The following is a 20709-nucleotide window of genomic DNA, read 5'->3' on the forward strand; positions in this document are numbered from 1 at the left end:
AATGATTACGCTTCTATTGTATCAAACAAATCTTTATTAAGTCAAAGTTATTCATGTACAAACTTTGGACAGTTTAATTCTTCTGTACAATAACAGCAGTCCCCATGCCACCACCGATACATAAAGTTGCCAATCCATACTGACTGTTTCTTTTTTCCATTTCATACAATAAGGTTACAAGAATTCTTGCGCCACTTGCCCCAACCGGATGGCCAAGTGCAATTGCCCCACCATTTACATTGACTTTTTCTGGGTTCCAACATAGGTCTTTCCCTACAGCTAAGGACTGGGCGGCAAAGGCTTCATTTGCTTCAATAAGATCCATTTCATCGATTTTTAATCCAGCTTTATCAAGCGCTTTTCGAGATGATGGAACAGGTCCGATTCCCATAATAGAAGGATCAACACCAGCATTTGCATAAGAGACAATTGTTGCAAGTGGTTTGATGCCAAGTGCCTCTGCCTTTTCCTTAGACATAATCACAAGTGCGGCAGCACCATCATTTATCCCAGATGCATTTCCTGCAGTTACAGTGCCATCTTTCTTAAAAGCAGGTCTAAGTTTTGCTAATTTTTCTGGTGTAATCCCTTCTTTAACAAATTCATCTGTATCAAATACAATTGGGTCTCCTTTTCTTTGAGGGATAACGACAGGGACAATTTCATCCTTAAAACGTCCAGATTTAATCGCAACATCTGCCTTGTTTTGGCTTTCAGCAGCAAATTGATCTTGAGCTTCACGTGAAAGGGCATATTGAGCCGCTAGGTTTTCTGCTGTAATGCCCATATGATAATTGTTAAAAGCATCTGTCAAGGCATCAAATACCATTGAGTCTTTTAGGGTTCCGTCCCCCATCCTGTAACCAAATCTAGCTTTTTCAAGCAAATAAGGTGCCATACTCATGTTTTCAGTACCACCAGCGATGACGATGTCATTGTCCCCCGAAATGATCGTTTGAGCTGCCAGTGAAACAGCTCTTAACCCTGACCCACACAACATGTTTAGAGTCGTTGCAGGAATTTCAACTGGAAGGCCTGCCTTAATTGAAGCTTGACGTGCTACGTTTTGTCCTTGTCCAGCTTGAAGAATACACCCCATGTAGACTTCGTCCACTTGAGATGCTTCTATCCCAGCGCGTTTTATAGCTTCTTTAATTACAATTGATCCCAGATCACCAGCAGGTATATTTGACAAACTGCCTCCATAACTTCCAACAGCTGTTCTAACAGCACTTACAATTACTATTTCTTTCATGATTTGTAGCCTCCTTTTATTCTTATAAAAAGGATATTGCAATAATTGTGCCATTACTGGTTGGAATCAACATAAACAATATCTTTATGACCTTTTTGAACTTTTTTCTTTGCTTTTCGAGCTGATTTGCTATTAAAAACAATGTCCATGTCGTAATCTTCAGGATACAGGTCTTCAGATTCTAGATATAAAGAAAGTCTTTTATGATTGATTTTAATCTTTTTGTTCATAACTTGAACAGTTACTTCTCCTTTAGTGTTCTCTGTTTCGCACACAATACCAGTTCTCTTCATCGTGTGTATATAAACAGCATCTCCTATATTAAACTTTGACCTTGTCTTGGGCTTGTATATTGATTTATCAGATTTTCCTTTTTTAATGGATTTCAAAGGTTCTGGAACTACATATTTTTCCTGTTGTTCAATTTGTGCGTCCAATTGTTTTTGAACATCAATTTTTTCATTGTAGGCAATTTCATGGGCACGTTCGATAAGTGATTTGGGCATACCGATTCGAAGTGCAATATGAAGCGCATTGCTTTCCCCACTTTTTCCAATTTCAAGTTTATAAAGCGGCATTAGTGATTTGATATCAAATGCCATACGCCCATTTATAAAATCTGGGTGGGCACTCGCAAACTTCTTTATCTCATTGTAATGTGTTGAAGCTAAAATATAACAGTTTTTTGCGTTTAGATACTCTAAAACTGAAATTCCAATGCCCATACCTTCACTCGGATCGGTTCCTGCGCCAATTTCATCCAAAATAATCAAAGCGTGATGCGTTGCATTTTCTAAAATTTCATTGATGTTTTTTATGTGTGATGAAAAAGTGCTTAGGTTTTGTGTTAAACTTTGGCCATCTCCAATATCACATAAGATTTGAGTGAAGATATTTAAGTTTGTTCCTGTGCCACATGGAATATGAAGCCCAGATTGAGTCATTAGAATAAATAAGCCAACTGTTTTCATGGTAACTGTTTTTCCACCAGTATTTGGCCCAGTAATAATTAGGTTTCGGCGCGTTTGGTTTAAATCTAAATTTAGTGGGATAGCATCACTGCCTAAAAGTGGATGCTTCCCCTGCGCAATGGCTATCACACCATCAAGATTGATTTTTGAGGCGTTTGCTGCCATTGAAGATGACAGTTTCGCTTTTGCAAATAAAATATCATACGTAACCATTGCATCATAATTGATTCTAAGTTCTGGATTAACGGTCATAAGTGTACTCGAAAGTTCGGACAAAATTCTATACACTTCGTTGTATTCATCAATTTTTAATTGATCTAATGAATCGTGTAATTTTTTTACAGAAATCGGTTCAATGAAGACAGTTCCGCCTGATCTTGAACGATCCAGTACCATACCATCGATATTGCGTTTGTGTTCTGACTTAACAGGTATCACATATCGTCCGTCACGTTGACTAATTATGGCATCAGTCAGCATGTTGCTATAACTTGAATGAGTAAGATAGGATTGAAGTTTGCTCTTGATTTGGTCTTCAATTTGGATGATTTTTTTTCGAATTTTTGACAGCTTATTTGAAGCTTCATCCGTTACCGTACCATGAACGATACACCGCGATATTTCATTAAGTGCGTTGTCTAATGGCGCCATGCTAAAAGCATATTGGGCAATTTTCGGTGCGATTTCATAATTGTTTTGCATATGACGCATCATTTTTTGACAATCTTTAATAAAACCACCAATATGGTCTAGATCAGAGGGTGATAGTATTTCGTTTCGATCCAATTTATCGAGAATAGCTTTGATACCAATCAGGGCATGAAGTGGAATCGTGCTTGAGGCGTCAAGCATTCTTTTGGCTTCTGTGGTTTCATCTAATTTCTTTTGAATCAAGTAATAATCGGTCATAGGATACAAATTTTTTAGACTTGTTTTGCCTTTTTCAGAGACAGCGAAATTAACGAGTCGCGTTATAATTTCATTCCAGTCTAGCATAGCTTGCATTTTTTCAGTAATCAATGTACTTTCTCCTTTCAAAAAACAAAAAATAGCAATAGACGCACTGCCTATTGCTAATAAATCCAAAATCTTGGATACAAAAATAGAGCCCTTACGGGTTACAGTGTTCTAAACAAACTTGCTGGCAAAATTGCACTACAAAGAAACCCAACCGGGTATGCAATTTCACCATTTTGAAGTTATCTGTTTAGAACGACTCCACTCATAAAAAACTCCTTGATGCAACTGTCATGTTGCATTTCTATATTTATTATAAAGAGATTTTTTTTAAAATGCAAGATAAACATGAATTGGAACTATCTCATCTTTTTATTTTGTGTCATGAAATTCTCAATGTATAATTCAGAAGATCTGGACATTTCCAGAGAAAAATCAGACATATACTTACGTGTACAAAACTTTTCAATGTAAGTATTATATTCAAAAGTTGGATTTTGAGCGCGCTCTATAAGCATTTTTTTATGTTCTGCTTCATTTAAACGTTTATATTGATTCTCATGAACCAAGTATTTGCGATCAAATCTTGCGGGTTTTTGACGATCTTTTTGCTGTTCGGTTGGATAACCAAACACAAGCATGGAAATAGGCACGACATAAGGATCTAAATTTAAGAGGTCTTTATGAATTTCTGCATTCTCAAGAATATCGCCAATATAACAAGACCCTATTCCAAAGGACTCTGCAGCAACAACTGCATTTTGTGCGGCAATGACGGCATCTTGAATGGCTAGAAACAAGTCGCCCACTCCAGGAAGTCTTGGATTCAGGCCAGCATATTTGTAGGTGTCAAGCCATCGTCTACAATCGGCTAGAAAGATTAAAACCATGGGTGCTTTTGCGATAAAAGACTGATTATCACATGTGACTGCCAACTTCTCTTTTATAGATGAGTCAGTTACATCTATTATGGAATAAAGCATTTGTGCCCCAGCAGTTGGCGCTTGAAATGCGGCTTCTAAAATATGTGATTTCAAATTTGGCTCGATGGTTTTATTTTCAAAAACTCGAGTGGACTTTCGATTCATGAGGCTTTCGTAAATTGGATTCATTATTAAACTCCTTTTGTCTTATTCAAAATCAAATACGCCCGTTACAGGTTGATGGTCAGAATTTTCAAATCCTAAGTCATGGCCCGTAACAGAGATGATTTTTACATTGGGTGAAACAAGGAAACCGTCTATAATAGTCTCAAAACTTACGCCAGGTTCATAAGGCGTAATGAGCGATCGAACAGTGTTGACAGTTTCATCATAAACAAGTTTGAAGCCAGTCGCTTCAATTGAATCTGGAATCACAGCAATCCATGACTCAGGCTCACCCTTAATACGATCGAAAAATTTTTGCGACAACAAATGATTCCAGTCGCCACCAATAATAAAGTAATTTTCATTGGGATTATAATTTTCTTCGATAAAATTTATTAACCATTCAACTTGTTGCGCTCTAATTAAGCCACCCTCATCAAAAGCAGACAGATGTACATTCATAAGAACTAAAGTTTTTCCGTTATCCATTTCGTAGGTGTTCATTAAAATTGCACGCTTTAAATCAAAATAGCGATTTGGGATGGGTTCATCACCTGGCAGTTGGTAACGGGTCGTTATTTCAGGATTTGCTTTTGAAAGTGTCAGTAGACCTGAAATAGCTTTACCCATTGGATTCGTAACAGGAATAGGCACCCAACCTGTCCTGAAATTGTAAGCAAATGTGCTGCTGTATGAGGGAAAAGCGTCAACAATTCGGTTTACTTGATTGAGTTTATAGCTTCTTGATGATTCTTCGTCAACTTCTTGTAGCAAAAAAGCATCAGATCCTATTTCAGTCATAAATTTAAGAACACCTGATAAGTTTTTTTCAGTTTGTTCTAGGCTAGAAGAACGCGACATTGTGCCGCCATCCATGAAAAAGTCTTGTGCAGCATCAAGGCCACAGTAACCAATATTGAATATGGTCACCTGAAAAGGAGACACCTCTACTTTGTCAACTTTATTTTTATTTAGAACAATGCCTTCTTCTACTTCACCTGGTTTATACTCCGTAACAATGCTGTATGCCAGAAACAATACAAAAATAAGAACTGGTACCATTAGTATACTTAGAGCCCAAAAAAGAATCCGCTTCATAACGCCTCCTAGTTTCATAAACTTTACACTTCTATGTACATTTTATCAAAATAGGTGGGCTATAGGGGAAAAAAATAAAACCCAACCTAAAATAAAATAAATAAGGTTGAGTTTTATACATTTTTATGCTTCTGTTTCCTCTTCTTCCGAACCGGAAGTGTTGCTAATACCGAGCTTGTCAATTAGCAAGAAGAAAAGACTTAAGAGAATGGCAGCCATTGTTGCCAGTCCCATACCTTCTAGTTCAACAGGCCCCATAACGATTTTACCTTCACCAACACCCAATATGAGTACAATAGCGGATAAAATGAGATTTCTGGTTTTAGAGTAATCTACATTTGAATCAATTAACATTCTCAATCCTGATGCAGAAATCATACCAAACAAGAGAATAGACACACCACCCATAACAGCCTGTGGCATTGCTTGTATAATAGCAGTTACCTTGCCCATAAATGACAGAACAATAGAAAATATAGCTGCACCACCAATTACCCAAACGGAATATACTTTTGTAAGTGCCATTACACCAACATTTTCACCATAAGTTGTTACTGGCAAACCACCAAAAGCAGAAGATAGAACTGTGCCGATACCGTTTCCAATATAAGATCGAGACAAACCCTTATCTTTTCGAATTAAGGATTTCCCGACTATTTTTTCAGTTACACTTAAATCACCAACGTGCTCCGCAAGGACCACAAGTGCTGCGGGTGCTATAATCATAATTGCATTAAAATTTAGCTCAGGTTTAACAAATGTTGGAATCTGAAACCAAGGTGCCTCGGCAACTGTAGACAAATCAACAAGCCCCTGTGTGATTGCAAATAAGTAACCACACACAACGGCAATCAATATTGGAATTACCTTTAAGAACCCTCTAAACATAACACTTGATATAATGGCAACACCTAACGTAAACATTGAAACAATAATGGTTTTAGTTTGAAGTTCCGGTGGAACTTCACCTGGTATTAAACCCGCTAAACCGGATGCAAATTTTGCTAAGATCAACCCGATTACGGCAACAACAGTGCCCATCGCCGCTGGTGGCAACAAGACATCAATCCACCCCATCCCTACTTTATTGACAACAAAACCTGCAATGGTAAAAATAATTCCGACAACGATACCACCAGATAGTGCTGCGCTGTACCCTTCAGTAAGCATAACTGCTGATACGACAGGAATAAAGGCTGCACTTGGCCCTAAGAATGCCGGAATTTTGCCTCTTGTTATAATAATATACAAGAGTGTCCCGATACCATTGAAGAGCAATTGAAGGGCAGGGTTAACACCTACTATAATTGGAATAAGAACCGATGCACCAAACATTGCAAATAAATGTTGAAAAGACAATGGAATTGTTTTGAGTATTGGCAATCTTTCATCAACTTGAATTTCTTGTTTTGACATAATACGCTCCTAGATTAATTAAATTATCGATTCGCTAAAGCTGATTTTAATCTCCGGATTCTATTGTCTCTTACAATCTAGTTAATAGCATTAGCAGTCAGACCTAATATTGTCTAAAATATATCAATCAAGTTCGTTGCAGACTCACAATTAAATTTAGTTCACATTTAAAAACAAATACTTATACATCTATTCCAGTGCTGCAAGCAAACCGCAGAGTTTAAGTCTGTCTTTGTCTATACAGTCTCGACCATAAGCATCGAGAAAACGATGGCCATATATAGTAATCTATTGCGCAAAAAAACCCGCAAACCATTGCGGTCAGCGGATTATGTAGTGAGTAAATCTATAAGCCGAGTTCTGTATTTGACAATCATCTATCTAGGCGTATCGTTGCCGAAACGCTCAAGCGACCTACCACCGGGGGAGACGAGCAGCCTCCATTTTATACCCTACTTGGTCTTGCTCCAGATGGGGTTTACAGAGCCACATAGTCGCCTATGCGCTGGTGAGCTCTTACCTCACCTTTCCATCCTTACCTCAAAGAGGCGGTCTATTTCTGTTGCACTTTCCTTGGAGTCACCTCCACTGGGTATTACCCAGCACCCTGCTCTATGGAGCTCGGACTTTCCTCGTGCCAAAGCACGCGATTATCTGATTTACTCTTTGCTATTATAACGGATTCACTCTAAATAAGCAAATCATATTAATCTTTTTTCTTCTTTCTTGCCACACTAAGTCCACCAAAACCACTAATGACAGCCATATAAAAGCCAACATCATAAGCCCAACCTGTATTAAACACTTCATAGACTCGGATGTTCTTGTTAAAGATTCCTATTATAAGTGATAGTGGTGCCAGCCATCCATGCCAAATGCCCCAGAAAAATCCTGCGGGATCTTCAGATGTGTTTTTGCCATCACCAGGCACACAAGCGGTAAGTGCTAAAACAACAAACAGCATTAGAACAATCATAAAAAAACGTCTTTTATTCATATAAATCCCCTTTCTATATTTAGCGGCCTTCTTCTTTGGGATCGAGTGCTAATCTAAGCCCTTCACCCATAAGGTTGATGCTGATAACAGTAAGTGAAATTAAAGTAACAGGGAAAAACCACATCCAATAATAGGCAGAAATGCCTGAACTTCTGATATTAGGAATCAAATTCCCCCATGTTGGCGTCGGTGGCGGAAATCCAAGTCCTACAAATGAAAGCATAAGTTCAATGAGCAAGGCATTTGCAATAATACCTGCAGATGAAGCAATGATAACGCCGAAGATGTTTGGCATAAGATGTCTAAAAATTTTCGACGTCTTTGATAGGCCAAGCAAGTCAGCAGCATTCATAAATTCACTTTTTTTATGAACCATAATTTGTCCCCGTACGAGTCTCGCCAAAGATGGAAAATTTAAGAAGCCGTAGATGCCCATTGTCACAATCATCCGTTCAAGTGGGGGTAAGCCCATGTTGAAAATAGCGGTAAATGCAATTAATACTGGAATCAGGGGCAACACATGAACAAGTTCTGTGAGTCGCATCAAAAGTTGATCTAGCCAGCCCCCAAAATAACCAGAAAGTGCCCCTATGAGGGTGCCTATTGTAATGGTTATCACTGCAGAAAAAGCGGACAAAATCAGAGACAGTCGGCCACCATACATAACACGTGTAAATAAATCCTGACCAAATTGGTCTGTCCCAAAGGGATGTGAAATTTGTGGGGCTTTGTACCGCATCACGACGTTGATGTCAGTCAGAGGATGGGGTGAGAATACTGGCACTAGAAGCGTCGCAAGAATCACCACCAGTAGAAAAAAAGCCCCAATTAGCGCAATTTTGTTTTTTTTAAACCGTTTAAGTGCCATGACCCACGGCCCCATAGAATTTTGTTTTTTCATGATGGCCTCCTATTCTGCTTTCAATCGAGGATCAAAGACACCATAAAGGATGTCTGCTAAAAAATTACCTAAGACAGATGCAAATGAGAAAAATAAAATTAACAATGACAGCATGGCAGTATCTCTTCGAAAAACTGAATATAGAAATTCAAGGCCAATTCCCGGCCAAACAAAGACAGCTTCAACAAAAATATTGCCCACAAACAACGTTGGAATCATAACACCAATCAATGATATAACTGGAATTAAAGCGTTCCTAAAGGCGTGTTTATAGATAACCGTTCGTTCTGTGAGGCCTTTCGATTTAGCAGTTCTAATATAGTCGTTATTAATAACATCCACCACTGCATTTCGAACAAAACGTGAAACGGTCCCTACACCTGCAACAGTCAAAGTTAAAACTGGTAATAGCATATGGCGAATGATATCAAGTATCTCAGCAGATTTACTTGGATAACCTTTTATAATATAGGGCACTGACCGCATGCCAGTGGCGGGTATCCAAGAAACATTTACAGCAAGGAGCCGCATTAGGTAAATTCCAATAAAAAAAGCAGGTAATGAAATTAAAATCAGCGTCGTTGTGGAGAAGAAATTGTCAAAAAAACTGTTTTGCTTGGCAGCAGACCGTACACCAATTGGAATTGCAAATAGAAAAGTAAACACCAAAGCCGTTCCGTTAAGCATAAACGTACGCCAAATAAGGGTATTCACAATTTCTAGAGCTGGCCTTCTATAGTATAAGGAAACGCCAAAATCGCCTTTAAGAGCGTTTGAAATCCAAATAAAATAACGTTCAAACCATGGTGTATCGTACTTAAGAACTTTCATCATTTGCTCAATCTGTTCTCGACTTGGTCTCGGTTCGCCTTCAGGCAAGGAATTGATATAAGCTAATAGCTCATTTCCAGGCATAGCGTCAATAATGATAAAAATTATAAGTGTTATGACAAATAGAAGTGGTATCATTTGCAATAGTCTACCGATAAAGAAACGCTTCATTCAGTCCCCCTTTTGACCTTATATTACGATAACTAAAATAATTATACAGGACTGAGTCCAAAAAGTAATAATTGTTACAAATGTTTAATCAAAGGCATTTCTGTTTCTGTCGCCTGAAAAACAACATCATAATTTTGTGCGTGTGCATTTTGCATCAATAGGTCACAAAATTTTTCTAAATAAACGCGTTCGCTCTCAAAGTGACCAATATCTAAAAGGGCTAGATCGGTTCCAATTACACGCTGGTATTCATGGTACTTTAAATCTGAAGTTAAAAAGATATCTGCTTTTTCAGTCAAAGCATTTTCAATAAAATCCGATGCGGCACCACTGGCAATTGCAAGTGAACGAATGGCGCGTTTTTTATGAAAATTTGACCCTTTAACGAGATCAATATTAAAGATTTTTTTAGTAAGATTTATAAAGGCATCAAAATCCATTGGTGTCTTAAAGGTTCCTATGACACCATGACCAACATTTTCGCCCTCTGGAATTAGTATTCTAAGTTGTTCCAAACCATATGCATCAGCGATAAAATGATTAATCCCAAAATTAAACGATTTGTCTAGATTTGTGTGTGCTGAAACAACAGAAATATCATTTTGGATGGCCTTGATAATTAACCTGCCCAAACGGTCTTCTGTTGTAATATTTTTTATAGCTGAAAAAATAGGCGGATGATGGGTAATAATCAGTTCATACCCCTCCTCAACTGCTTCATCCAGTACCGTTTCAGTTAAGTCAAGTGCAATTAAAATTCTGTTGACAATGTGACTCCCACTTCCGATTATCAAACCGACGTTGTCCCAATCATCAGCGGTTTCAAAGGGGGCGAGTTTTTGAATCAATTTCATAATTTGGTTAACAGAAGTAATCATAATATGGCTCCTTTCAAGTGCTCTTGTATGCGTTTGATTGTATCTAGTTTTTCCGCACAGAAATTCTGCTTATCCAAAAGATGTTTGGATTTTAGTTGAATCATTTGATACTTTTCTTTTTTGTGGTTTAAGAAACGTAAGTATTCTTCTATATTTTTAGAGGCGACTCGATAGCCAAACTCTAAATCGTCAGAAATAGATTGGATGTCTATATAGTCCACTTCACTGTTTATACCCAAAGTTATAATTTCATAAAACTTATTGCCTTCGTGAATATAATAATCCAAGTAACACTCGGTTAAATTCTCATTAATCCATTTTCTAAGGGCACTTTGCTCTGTCATGGGTTGCAAGAGAATTTTTTTGAATGACTTAGATTTAGAAATATTTTGAGTCAGAAGCTCTTGAATCAGGCCACCTCCCATTCCAGCAATTATGACAAGATCCACTTCTGATTTCTCTATAGGCTCTATGCCGGACCCGAGCCTAAACTCTACATGTGCAGAATAGGATGTCATTAAAAAAGTTGATTTAGCATTTTCTAAAGGACCTAAATTAACATCACATAAAATAGCGTGTTTAATACGGTTATTTTGCATTAAATACAAGGGCAAATAGCCATGGTCAGTCCCAATATCTGCTATAGAACTGGTATCCTCTATAAGGCTAGCCATAAACTTGAGCCGTTTACTGATTTTGGGTTTATTCATTCTCAATCTCCTCATGTAAAATGACCGGCCTAAGCAAGACCGGTCATTGAAATTTTTTATTCTAAATAATCTTTGAGTTTCTTACTTCGACTCGGATGCTTAAGCTTTCTAAGGGCTTTTGCTTCTATTTGACGAATTCTTTCACGGGTAACATCGAATTCCTTACCCACTTCTTCTAAAGTTCGTGCACGTCCATCTTCCAAACCAAAACGCAACTTCAAAACCTTTTGTTCTCTTGGTGTCAAGGTCTCAAGGACTTCCATCAGTTGTTCCTTAAGCATTGAAAAAGCAGCTGCATCCGCAGGAGCTGGTGCATCATTGTCTGGAATAAAATCACCCAAATGAGAATCTTCTTCCTCACCAATTGGTGTTTCTAAAGAAACGGGTTCTTGCGCTATTTTTAAAATTTCACGGACTTTATCAACGGTCATGTCCATTTCTTTTGCAATTTCTTCAGGCGCAGGCTCTCTACCCAACTCTTGTAATAGCTGTCTTTGAACTCGAATCAACTTATTGATGGTCTCAACCATGTGCACAGGAATTCGAATGGTTCTTGCTTGATCAGCAATTGCGCGCGTTATAGCTTGTCTAATCCACCATGTGGCATAAGTTGAAAACTTAAATCCTTTGGTCCAGTCAAACTTTTCAACTGCTTTTATTAGGCCTAAATTTCCTTCTTGAATTAAATCTAGGAAAAGCATACCTCTACCCACATATTTTTTTGCGATACTTACCACAAGACGTAGGTTTGCTTCACAAAGTTTCTTTTTGGCAAGTTCATCACCATCTGCCATTCTTTTCGCAAGATCAACTTCTTCTTCACCTGACAATAAAGGGACTTCGCCAATTTCTTTAAGATACATTCTGACAGGATCATCAATATTAATTCCTTTTGGAGCGCTAATATCAACAATAATGTCATCTTTATCGTCATCATCATCGTCATCATCTTTAGCCTTATCCAATTTTTCGATATTTTTAATATCTTTAATGTCTTCAAGATCTTCAAGGTCTTCTAAGTCTTCTAAATCTTCCAAATCAATGTCATCAATATCTTCATCGTCATCAGAATCCGAATCAGATTGGTCCTCATCTTCTGAAAGAATTGTTATGTCAAGTGCTGAAAAAGCATCATAGATATCATCAATCTGATCCTTATCAATTTCAAGCTCAGAAAGCTTGTCTTGAATCTCCTTGTAAGTTAAAGTGCCAGTTTTTCTACCTTTTTTTATCAATGCTTTAACAAGTTCCTGGTTCTTGGCATTCAATTTATCACTCAATTGAATGGCCTCCTTTCAATTTTTAAATTTCCTATGACGCATTTTCATTGTTAAATCTTGTTTGAGTCGCATCTTGTCTTGAATGACTTTAAAAAGTTCTTGAGCGTTGGATGCGTCTTTCAATTTCAATTTAAGTGTTTCAATTTCATCATCTAAAGAAATGATGATAATATTATGCATAATAAGTTCAATGTCAATTTCATCTGTATCACCTGAGTAGTCGTCTAAAACTTCAATCAACATTTTTGAAATATCCAAATCTGCGTTTTCAATTATATCTTGCTTTGAAAATGTTTCTTTTGTTTTAAAATAGTCAAAAATATAATCAAAAACTGGCTGCATCTCATGTGAAAAGTGAAAGCTTTGGATTAATTTTTTTTGCGTATCACTAACCGTTTGATGGTTGTGTATATAATAGGCAATTAACTGATTCTCAAGGTATTTTTTCTTTTCATGACTTACTTTAGGAATTTGAACAGATTTGTTTTTATCGTTAAATCCGTATTTAATTTCCTTTTTATACTGTCCCTTAAAAACTTCTTGAGCAATCATTTCTGTATTTACACCCAACAACTCGCCAAGTCTCTCAATGTGAAGGTTTTTTTCGAAATTATTTTCAATCTCTGAAATGACAGAAACTGCTTTGGATAAAAATTCAATTTTAGAAGATTCATCGTTGAGATTATAACCTTGTTTTAAGTGATTGAGTTTAAACTCAGTGCCAGTTAAAGCTGTCTCTACTTTCTCTTTAAAAGCTTCAGAGCCATATTTTTTTAAAAAATCATCTGGGTCTAGATTTTCACCTAAAACAACCACTTTTACTTTTTCTATAATACCATGCAAAATATCTAGACTGCGCAGTGCTGCTTTTTGACCTGCAAAATCTGAGTCATAGCAAAGGACAACTTCATCTGCATACCGTTTCATGAGCCTGGCATGATCAGATGTAAGTGCAGTGCCTAGCGTGGCAACAGCATTTTCAAAACCATTTGTATGAAGTGTGATAACGTCCATATACCCTTCTGCAATTATGAGTTGTTTTTTTTGATTGAGAACATTTTTGGCTAAATTTAAACCATATAAAGTTCGACTTTTATTAAACACATCAGTTTCTGGCGAATTGAGATATTTTGGCAATGAATCGTCCATCACCCTACCACCAAATCCTACTATTTTTCCTTTTGGATTAATAATTGGAAACATAATGCGATTTCTAAAACGGTCATAATGGCTGGTTCCATCTTTGTTGGGCAAGCAAAGCCCAACAGCTTCTAGTTCTGATATACTGTATTTATTTTTAAGTTTGTCCAATAAATTGCGCCAAGCATCATTTGAAAAACCTAGTCCAAATTTCTTTATGGTTTCATAAGATATGCCTCTACGATTCAAATAATTTAGCGCCGATTCATTTTGTCTTAAATTCTTGTAGTAGTAAATTGCCGCGTCCTTTAATATATCATAATACTTGGTCAGTTGACCAGTGTTATTTCTGTCATTTTTACCGGAAAATCCACTGATATCCAAATTATATTTGTCGGCTAAGAATTCAACTGCATCAATATAGTCTAAATTTTCATAGGACATGACAAAATTAATTGCATTTCCAGCTGCGCCACACCCAAAACAATGATAGAGTTGTTTTTCTTCAGATACAATAAATGAAGCTGTTTTTTCATTGTGAAATGGGCACAAAGCTTTATAATTTTTCCCAGCACGTTCCACTTGGATATAATTAGAAATCAAATCAACAATGTTCACATGTTCTAAAATAAATTCAAATACATTTCCCGAGTTACTTTTTTGCATGAATGCGCCTTTCTGATAGACTCTCAATAAATTATTATTCGACAAACAGCGCTAAAATCCTTTTTAAATTAGAATATTTAGTAATGCCAAAATTTAGGAATAAATAGGTCTTTGAATAGATTAACGGCATATCGATCAGACATACTGGCCACATAATCTTTTACAGATTCATTTTCTTCCCCTGACACATAATCATTGTACCGTTCCTTTGGCATTTGATCCGGATGTTCTAAAAAATAATAGTAGAGTGTTTTGACAATATGAGCAGCACGAATTTCCTCGCGTTTGGCGTCAGGATTGTAATAAACATTGTCAAACATAAAGGTCCGGAGTTCTATAAATGCTGCTTCTTTTGCCTGACTTAACGAAATTTTTTCGCTTAAAATACTGTTCTCAATTAAATCTAAAATCAATGTGTTTATGCGTTTGCTATGGGATTCCCCTAGTTCGTTTACAATATGACTTGGGATTTGAATTGATTTTAAAACGCCCGCTCGAATTGCATCATCAATATCATGATTTAAATAAGCAATACGGTCACAAAAACTCACCACTTGACCTTCCAAAGTTTTGGGAAGAACACTTCCACTGTGATGTAAAATGCCATCGCGTACTTCTTCAGTCAAATTGAGGCCACAAGGTTTGCTTTCTCTTTTTTCAAGGAAATCAACAACCCTTAAACTTTGATCATTGTGATCGAAGCCTCCTGGATGAATTTGATTCAGTTGGTCTTCTCCACAATGTCCAAATGGTGTGTGCCCTAAATCGTGTCCCAGCGCAATAGCTTCGGTAAGGTCCTCGTTTAACCTTAAAGCTCTCGAAATTGTTCTTGCAATTTGAGAGACTTCTAAAGTGTGGGTTAATCGCGTCCTGTAATGATCTCCTTCTGGCGATAAAAAAACTTGAGTCTTGTGTTTAAGTCTGCGAAAAGATTTAGAGTGTAAAATCCGGTCACGGTCTCTTTGATACTCAGTTCGAACTGGACATTTGGGTTCCTCTGCTTGACGTCCTTTCGTGTCTGCAGATTTTTGTGCATATTGGGAAAGATGCGCTTTTTCAAATGCTTCTTGTTGCAACCTATAATTTAGCATAGAACCACCTCTTTCTCATGTATTATACATTTATAACACAATTCCTCTTTTTTTTTCATGATATTTTATTAATTTTTAGTGAAAAATCGACACCCCTTTATGGCGCAGAGGTGTCGATTTGATGACTATTTACGATTGTTAATTGCGGCTTGTGCTGCTGCTAATCTAGCAATTGGAACCCTGTATGGAGAACATGAAACATAGTTTAAGCCTTCACGGTGACAGAAATCTATAGATTTTGGTTCGCCACCATGCTCGCCACAAATTCCGATTTTAAGATTTGGATTTGTTTGTCTTCCCAATTTCACCCCTAGATCGACTAGCTTGCCTACACCATTTTGATCTATGGATTCAAATGGATCTTTTTCAAATATGCCTTTTTTCATATACTCACCCATGAATTTGCCGGCATCATCTCTAGAAAAACCAAGTGTCATTTGAGTTAAATCATTGGTTCCAAATGAGAAGAATTCAGCTTCTTCAGCAATTTGATCCGCTATAAGAGCTGCTCTTGGGATTTCAATCATGGTGCCAATTTTATAATCGAACGTTTGATTTTCTGCCGCCATGACTTCCTGTACAGTTTTTTGAGTTAAGGTTTTCAAAATTGTAAACTCTGGCATATGTCCAACAAGTGGAATCATAATTTCAGGAAGTACTTCAATTTTTTCAGTTTTGATACAGTGAATTGCAGCTTCTGAAATTGCTTTGACTTGCATCTCATAAATTTCAGGATACGTTATTGCCAGACGACACCCTCTATGCCCAAGCATTGGGTTAATTTCCAATAGGTTTTCTATTTTATGCTTAACAATTTCATAAGGCATTTCAAGATCTTTGGCAAGTTTTTTCATCTCATCTTCTTTATGAGGTACGAATTCGTGTAATGGTGGATCGAGCAATCGAACCGTAACCGGTTTTCCAGCCATTGCTTTAAAGATGCCAATAAAATCTTCTTTTTGGTATGGAAGCAAATAATTTAAAGCTTCTATACGTTCTTCAAGCGTTGTACTTAGAATCATTTTACGGACTTTAAGAATACGTTCATCACTGAAAAACATATGTTCAGTCCGACACAAGCCAATTCCCTCAGCCCCAAATTTCACAGCCGTTTCTGCATCTCTTGGTGTATCCGCATTTGTTCGAACACCTAGTGTGCGCACTTCATCAGCCCATTCAAGAAGGGTTGCAAATTCGCCTGTTAATCCAACTTCTACGGTTTCAAGTTTACCAGCATAAACAGTTCCAGATATGCCATCCAACGAAATATAATCCCCTTCATTATATCTAACATCATTAATTATAAAAAATTTGTTTTCTTCATCTACAAATATTTCACTACATCCAGCAACACAGCATTTTCCCATACCTCTTGCAACAACAGCGGCATGAGATGTCATACCACCTCTCGCTGTTAAAATACCGTTAGCCGTTACCATGCCTTCAATATCTTCAGGAGACGTTTCTGTTCTTACTAAGATACATGCCTCGCCGCTTTCTTTCATTTTAACAACGTCTTCTGAATGGAAATAAACGCGACCAGATGCAGCACCGGGAGAAGCAGGAAGGCCTTTTGTCAGTGGTTTTGCTTCAAGCAAAGCCTTTTCACTGAACATAGGGTGAAGCAGTTGATCCAGTTGAGATGGAAGAACTCTTAAAAGAGCTTCTTCTTTTGAAATGACCCCTTCTTCAACCAATTCTACAGCAACTCTTACAGCTGCAAATGCAGTTCTTTTGCCTGTTCGTGTTTGTAACAGATAAAGTTTGCCACGTTCAACTGTAAATTCTATATCTTGCATATCTTTATAGTGGCTTTCAAGTTTGGTGCAGACATCTTGGAACTGTTGATACACATCAGGCATGACAGATTTAAGTTCTGCTATATGTTGGGGTGTCCGAATCCCTGCAACAACATCTTCACCTTGAGCATTAATCAGAAATTCACCAAAAAGAAGATTTTCACCTGTAGATGGATTCCGTGTAAAGGCAACACCTGTTCCAGAAGTGTCTCCCATATTGCCAAACACCATGGATTGGATATTAACCCCAGTACCAAGGTCGTGTGGAATTTCATTGAGCCGTCTATATATTCTGGCACGATCATTGTTCCATGAGCCAAAAACAGCTTCTATTGCCATCATCAATTGTTCTTTCGGTTCTGTAGGAAAAGAAAAACCTTTTTCAGTTTTTACAATACTTTTATAGCCTTCTATAATTTCAGATAAGTCCGTTTCAGTTAATTCAGTATCATTCTTAAACCCGCGTTTGTTCTTTTGACCTTCGAGCACACGATCAAACTTGTATTTAGGAATTTCGAGAACGACATCCCCAAACATTTGAATAAATCTTCGATAACTGTCTAAAGCAAATCTTCGGTTGCCAGTAAGATTTGCCAAGCCTTCTACAGAAGCATCGTTTAACCCAAGATTAAGGACAGTGTCCATCATACCAGGCATAGAAATATAGGCACCAGATCTTACAGATACCAACAACGGGTCATTTGAATCTCCCAAATTTTTACCCGTTTTTTTCTCTAATTCTAACAGGTGATGGTTAATTTCGTTGACAATTTCAGGCGCAATTTTTTCGCCATCTGCATAGTATTGGTTACATGCTTCAGTCGTAATTGTAAACCCATCTGGTACCGGAAGGCCAATTTTCTTCATTTCAGCTAAATTGGCACCTTTTCCGCCAAGCAGTGCTTTCATTTCTTTGTTCCCCTCTTCAAAAGCATAAACAAATTTCTTCATCTCTTTAAACCTTCCTCTTTCTATATTTTTTTATAAAAAACCCATAGTAAACTAGAGTAAACTATGGGTCATTAACTAAGGATGTCTATTTGAGTTTTATGTTGAGACCGGTAATTTCAAGTATAATGCTGGCAGTTTCTTCTATTGCTTTGTTGGCAACGTTTATAACTGGGCAACCGAGTTGACGGTAAACGCGGTCAGCGTAGTCCAATTCCTCAAGAATACGATCGAAATTGGCATATTCCACGTTTGAAGATAGGCCCAATGCTTTTAAGCGTTCAATACGAACCTCATTTAACTTCTCAGGTGAATTTGTGAGCCCAATTAATTTGTGTCTTGGAACTTCATGAATTTCTTTTGCAACTGGGATTTCAGGTACAAGCGGCACGTTGGCTACTTTTACATTTTTATGTGACAGGTACATACTAAGGGGCGTTTTTGAAGTTCTTGAAATGCCCAGTAATACCACATCGGCATATTTTAACCCCCTCAAATCTTTTCCATCATCGTACTTAACTGCAAACTCAATTGCCGCTACGCGTTCAAAATAATCATCATCCATCTTATACATGGAGCCTGGTTTTCGAGCTGCAGGTTCTCCAAAAAATTTTTCAAACTGGATTAAGATTGGGGACATCAAATCATGACAAATCACATTGTGTTCATTGCACATGTGCTCAATGGCAAAAGTCAGCTCATCAATAACAGTTGTATACATAATTATAGATTGGTGGTTAGACGCTTCTGCTACAATTTCATTTACAGCATCCACATCCCGGATGTAATTGTATTTTTTTAAGATATAATCTTTGTTCGCAAATTGATTCATAGCCGCTTTTGTGACTTGTGAAGCAGTTTCCCCCAAAGAATCGGATACGATATATACATAATACCGATTGTCTTCCATAAATGCCTCCTTTAAGCCCTTCTTTATTTATATCCAAATTCTAAAATTTCAATCGCTCTCGAATATAATTTTCAAGGTTTTCGATTTTAATCCGCTCTTGTTCCATAGAATCTCTATGTCTAATGGTAACACTCGCATCTAATTCAGAATCAAAATCGTAAGTAATACAAAATGGTGTTCCAATTTCATCATGTCTTCTATACCGTTTACCAATACTACCCGAGTCATCAAAATCAACGCTAAAATGTTCAGAAAGATCAGCAAAAATTTTCTCTGCACCTTCATTTAATTTTTTTGACAGTGGGAAAATCGCAGCTTTAAATGGCGCAAGAGTTGGGTGAAACCTTAACACATTACGTGTCGTGCCATCGTCAAGTGTCTCTTCATCATAAGCATCAACGAGAAAAGCAAGCGTTACGCGATCTGCACCTAAAGATGGCTCAATGCAATATGGAACATATTTTTCATTTGTAATTGGGTCTTGATACGATAAATCTACTTTTGAGTGTGTCATATGCGCTTTAAGGTCGAAATCAGTTCGATCAGCTATCCCCCATAACTCGCCCCAACCAAATGGGAATAAATATTCAATATCTGTTGTGGCGTTTGAATAATGAGAAAGTTCTTCAGCATCATGATCTCTAAATTTCACGTGTTCAGAATTAAGTCCAAGGTTTAAAAGCCAATTCATACAATAATCTTTCCAATAGTTAAACCATTCAAGGTCTTCACCTGGCTTGCAGAAAAATTCAAGTTCCATTTGTTCAAACTCGCGGGTTCTAAACGTAAAATTACCTGGCGTAATTTCATTTCTAAAAGATTTGCCAATTTGGCCTATTCCAAAAGGCACTTTTTTTCGAGTTGCCCTTTGAATCGCCTTGAAATTCACAAAGATGCCTTGGGCTGTTTCTGGACGTAAAAAGATTTCAGTTGACGAATCTTCAACAACACCTTGAAATGTTTTGAACATTAAATTAAATTTACGAATTTTAGTAAAATCATGTGCGCCACATTTTTCGCATTTAATGCCTTCTTCTTCAATATAAGTTTCCATCTTTTCATCAGACCACGAATCGATAGCTTGGATTTCTTTTCCATTTGAATTTGCATAGGCCTCGATTAACTGATCTGCCCTATAACGTGTTTTACAAGATTTACAATCCATTAATGGATCGTTAAAGCCACCAACATGACCAGACGCCACCCATACTTCTGGATTCATAAGAATTGCACTGTCTACACCGACATTGTACGGGCTTCCCTGAACAAATTTTTTCCACCAAGCCTGTTTAACGTTGTTTTTTAGCTCAACACCAAGTGGGCCATAATCCCATGTATTGGCGAGCCCGCCATATATATCTGATCCAGGAAATATAAATCCTCTTGACTTGGCTAATGCCACAACTTTTTCCATAGTAACTTTTCGCATTTGTTGCCTCCCATAAAAATTTCAAATAAAAAAATCTTCCATCCCAAAAACAATGTAAGGGACGAAAGATTATTCCGCGGTTCCACCCTAGTTGGTCAAAGACCCACTTAAATGTGCATAGCTCCGAAGCGCCTTTCCAAAAATGACAATATCGATTTACACCACCCACCGAC

General features: G+C 37.3%; 16 protein-coding genes, 1 other RNA gene and 1 other annotated feature (1 of these 18 cut by a window edge). All 17 genes read right to left on the reverse strand.

The window, feature by feature from the left end; translation table 11 throughout:
* Positions 1 to 73: 73 nt before the first annotated feature.
* Positions 74 to 1255 (reverse strand): acetyl-CoA C-acetyltransferase, encoded by a 1182-nt coding sequence (locus tag JOC49_RS00970; protein WP_204661266.1) that lies wholly within the window; start codon positions 1253 to 1255, stop codon positions 74 to 76.
* A 53-nt stretch (positions 1256 to 1308) separates the two neighbouring features.
* Positions 1309 to 3246, reverse strand: coding sequence for an endonuclease MutS2 (locus tag JOC49_RS00975; RefSeq protein WP_204661268.1), 1938 nt, complete (start codon positions 3244 to 3246; stop codon positions 1309 to 1311).
* Between the two features lie 296 nt (positions 3247 to 3542).
* Complete coding sequence (locus tag JOC49_RS00980; RefSeq protein ID WP_204661270.1) at positions 3543 to 4295, reverse strand: nitroreductase family protein; 753 nt, start codon at positions 4293 to 4295, stop codon at positions 3543 to 3545.
* Between the two features lie 18 nt (positions 4296 to 4313).
* A complete protein-coding gene (locus tag JOC49_RS00985; protein ID WP_204661272.1) occupies positions 4314 to 5369 on the reverse strand; it encodes an endonuclease/exonuclease/phosphatase family protein in 1056 nt (351 codons plus the stop codon).
* 123 nt (positions 5370 to 5492) lie between these two features.
* A complete protein-coding gene (gene uraA / locus JOC49_RS00990) occupies positions 5493 to 6785 on the reverse strand; it encodes a uracil permease (protein ID WP_204661274.1) in 1293 nt (430 codons plus the stop codon).
* Between the two features lie 333 nt (positions 6786 to 7118).
* Positions 7119 to 7451, reverse strand: an RNA gene (gene rnpB / locus JOC49_RS00995) — RNase P RNA component class A.
* 40 nt (positions 7452 to 7491) lie between these two features.
* Positions 7492 to 7782, reverse strand: coding sequence for a hypothetical protein (locus JOC49_RS01000; RefSeq protein WP_204661276.1), 291 nt, complete (start codon positions 7780 to 7782; stop codon positions 7492 to 7494).
* A 19-nt stretch (positions 7783 to 7801) separates the two neighbouring features.
* Positions 7802 to 8683 carry an ABC transporter permease gene (locus JOC49_RS01005; RefSeq protein ID WP_204661278.1) on the reverse strand — a complete coding sequence of 294 codons (882 nt, stop codon included), beginning with the start codon at positions 8681 to 8683 and terminating at the stop codon, positions 7802 to 7804.
* Positions 8684 to 8692: 9 nt separating this feature from the next.
* A complete protein-coding gene (locus tag JOC49_RS01010; RefSeq protein WP_204661279.1) occupies positions 8693 to 9685 on the reverse strand; it encodes an ABC transporter permease in 993 nt (330 codons plus the stop codon).
* Between the two features lie 74 nt (positions 9686 to 9759).
* On the reverse strand, positions 9760 to 10563 hold the full coding sequence (locus JOC49_RS01015) for a Nif3-like dinuclear metal center hexameric protein (protein ID WP_204661281.1): 804 nt from the start codon (positions 10561 to 10563) through the stop codon (positions 9760 to 9762).
* A complete protein-coding gene (locus tag JOC49_RS01020) occupies positions 10560 to 11273 on the reverse strand; it encodes a tRNA (adenine(22)-N(1))-methyltransferase (protein ID WP_204661283.1) in 714 nt (237 codons plus the stop codon). The genes JOC49_RS01015 and JOC49_RS01020 overlap by 4 nt, the downstream gene beginning before the upstream one ends.
* A gap of 56 nt (positions 11274 to 11329) precedes the next feature.
* Complete coding sequence (gene rpoD / locus JOC49_RS01025; protein ID WP_204661285.1) at positions 11330 to 12553, reverse strand: RNA polymerase sigma factor RpoD; 1224 nt, start codon at positions 12551 to 12553, stop codon at positions 11330 to 11332.
* A gap of 15 nt (positions 12554 to 12568) precedes the next feature.
* Positions 12569 to 14359, reverse strand: coding sequence for a DNA primase (gene dnaG, locus JOC49_RS01030; RefSeq protein ID WP_204661287.1), 1791 nt, complete (start codon positions 14357 to 14359; stop codon positions 12569 to 12571).
* A 77-nt stretch (positions 14360 to 14436) separates the two neighbouring features.
* Entirely contained in the window at positions 14437 to 15450 is a 1014-nt protein-coding gene (locus JOC49_RS01035; RefSeq protein ID WP_204661289.1) for a deoxyguanosinetriphosphate triphosphohydrolase, read from the reverse strand.
* 125 nt (positions 15451 to 15575) lie between these two features.
* Positions 15576 to 18200: a pyruvate, phosphate dikinase gene (ppdK, locus tag JOC49_RS01040; RefSeq protein ID WP_204661291.1), complete on the reverse strand. Its 2625-nt coding sequence runs from the start codon at positions 18198 to 18200 to the stop codon at positions 15576 to 15578.
* An 85-nt stretch (positions 18201 to 18285) separates the two neighbouring features.
* A complete protein-coding gene (locus JOC49_RS01045) occupies positions 18286 to 19107 on the reverse strand; it encodes a pyruvate, water dikinase regulatory protein (RefSeq protein WP_204661293.1) in 822 nt (273 codons plus the stop codon).
* Between the two features lie 40 nt (positions 19108 to 19147).
* Positions 19148 to 20536 (reverse strand): glycine--tRNA ligase, encoded by a 1389-nt coding sequence (locus JOC49_RS01050; RefSeq protein ID WP_204661295.1) that lies wholly within the window; start codon positions 20534 to 20536, stop codon positions 19148 to 19150.
* A gap of 54 nt (positions 20537 to 20590) precedes the next feature.
* Positions 20591 to 20709 (reverse strand) — a binding site (T-box leader); it runs 47 nt beyond the window's last position.

The sequence above is a fragment of the Fusibacter tunisiensis genome (genome assembly GCF_016908355.1).
Classification (GTDB): Bacteria; Bacillota; Clostridia; order Peptostreptococcales; family Acidaminobacteraceae; genus Fusibacter_D; species Fusibacter_D tunisiensis.

Bases quoted from the DNA above. Each gene is read 5' to 3' on its own strand.
- JOC49_RS00970 (WP_204661266.1), bottom strand. From the start codon at position 1,255: ATGAAAGAAATAGTAATTGTAAGTGCTGTTAGAACAGCTGTTGGAAGT.
- JOC49_RS00980 (WP_204661270.1), bottom strand. From the start codon at position 4,295: ATGAATCCAATTTACGAAAGCCTCATGAATCGAAAGTCCACTCGAGTT.
- JOC49_RS00985 (WP_204661272.1), bottom strand. From the start codon at position 5,369: ATGAAGCGGATTCTTTTTTGGGCTCTAAGTATACTAATGGTACCAGTT.
- uraA (WP_204661274.1), bottom strand. From the start codon at position 6,785: ATGTCAAAACAAGAAATTCAAGTTGATGAAAGATTGCCAATACTCAAA.
- JOC49_RS01000 (WP_204661276.1), bottom strand. From the start codon at position 7,782: ATGAATAAAAGACGTTTTTTTATGATTGTTCTAATGCTGTTTGTTGTT.
- JOC49_RS01005 (WP_204661278.1), bottom strand. From the start codon at position 8,683: ATGAAAAAACAAAATTCTATGGGGCCGTGGGTCATGGCACTTAAACGG.
- JOC49_RS01010 (WP_204661279.1), bottom strand. From the start codon at position 9,685: ATGAAGCGTTTCTTTATCGGTAGACTATTGCAAATGATACCACTTCTA.
- JOC49_RS01015 (WP_204661281.1), bottom strand. From the start codon at position 10,563: ATGATTACTTCTGTTAACCAAATTATGAAATTGATTCAAAAACTCGCC.
- JOC49_RS01020 (WP_204661283.1), bottom strand. From the start codon at position 11,273: ATGAATAAACCCAAAATCAGTAAACGGCTCAAGTTTATGGCTAGCCTT.
- dnaG (WP_204661287.1), bottom strand. From the start codon at position 14,359: ATGCAAAAAAGTAACTCGGGAAATGTATTTGAATTTATTTTAGAACAT.
- JOC49_RS01035 (WP_204661289.1), bottom strand. From the start codon at position 15,450: ATGCTAAATTATAGGTTGCAACAAGAAGCATTTGAAAAAGCGCATCTT.
- ppdK (WP_204661291.1), bottom strand. From the start codon at position 18,200: ATGAAGAAATTTGTTTATGCTTTTGAAGAGGGGAACAAAGAAATGAAA.
- JOC49_RS01045 (WP_204661293.1), bottom strand. From the start codon at position 19,107: ATGGAAGACAATCGGTATTATGTATATATCGTATCCGATTCTTTGGGG.
- JOC49_RS01050 (WP_204661295.1), bottom strand. From the start codon at position 20,536: ATGCGAAAAGTTACTATGGAAAAAGTTGTGGCATTAGCCAAGTCAAGA.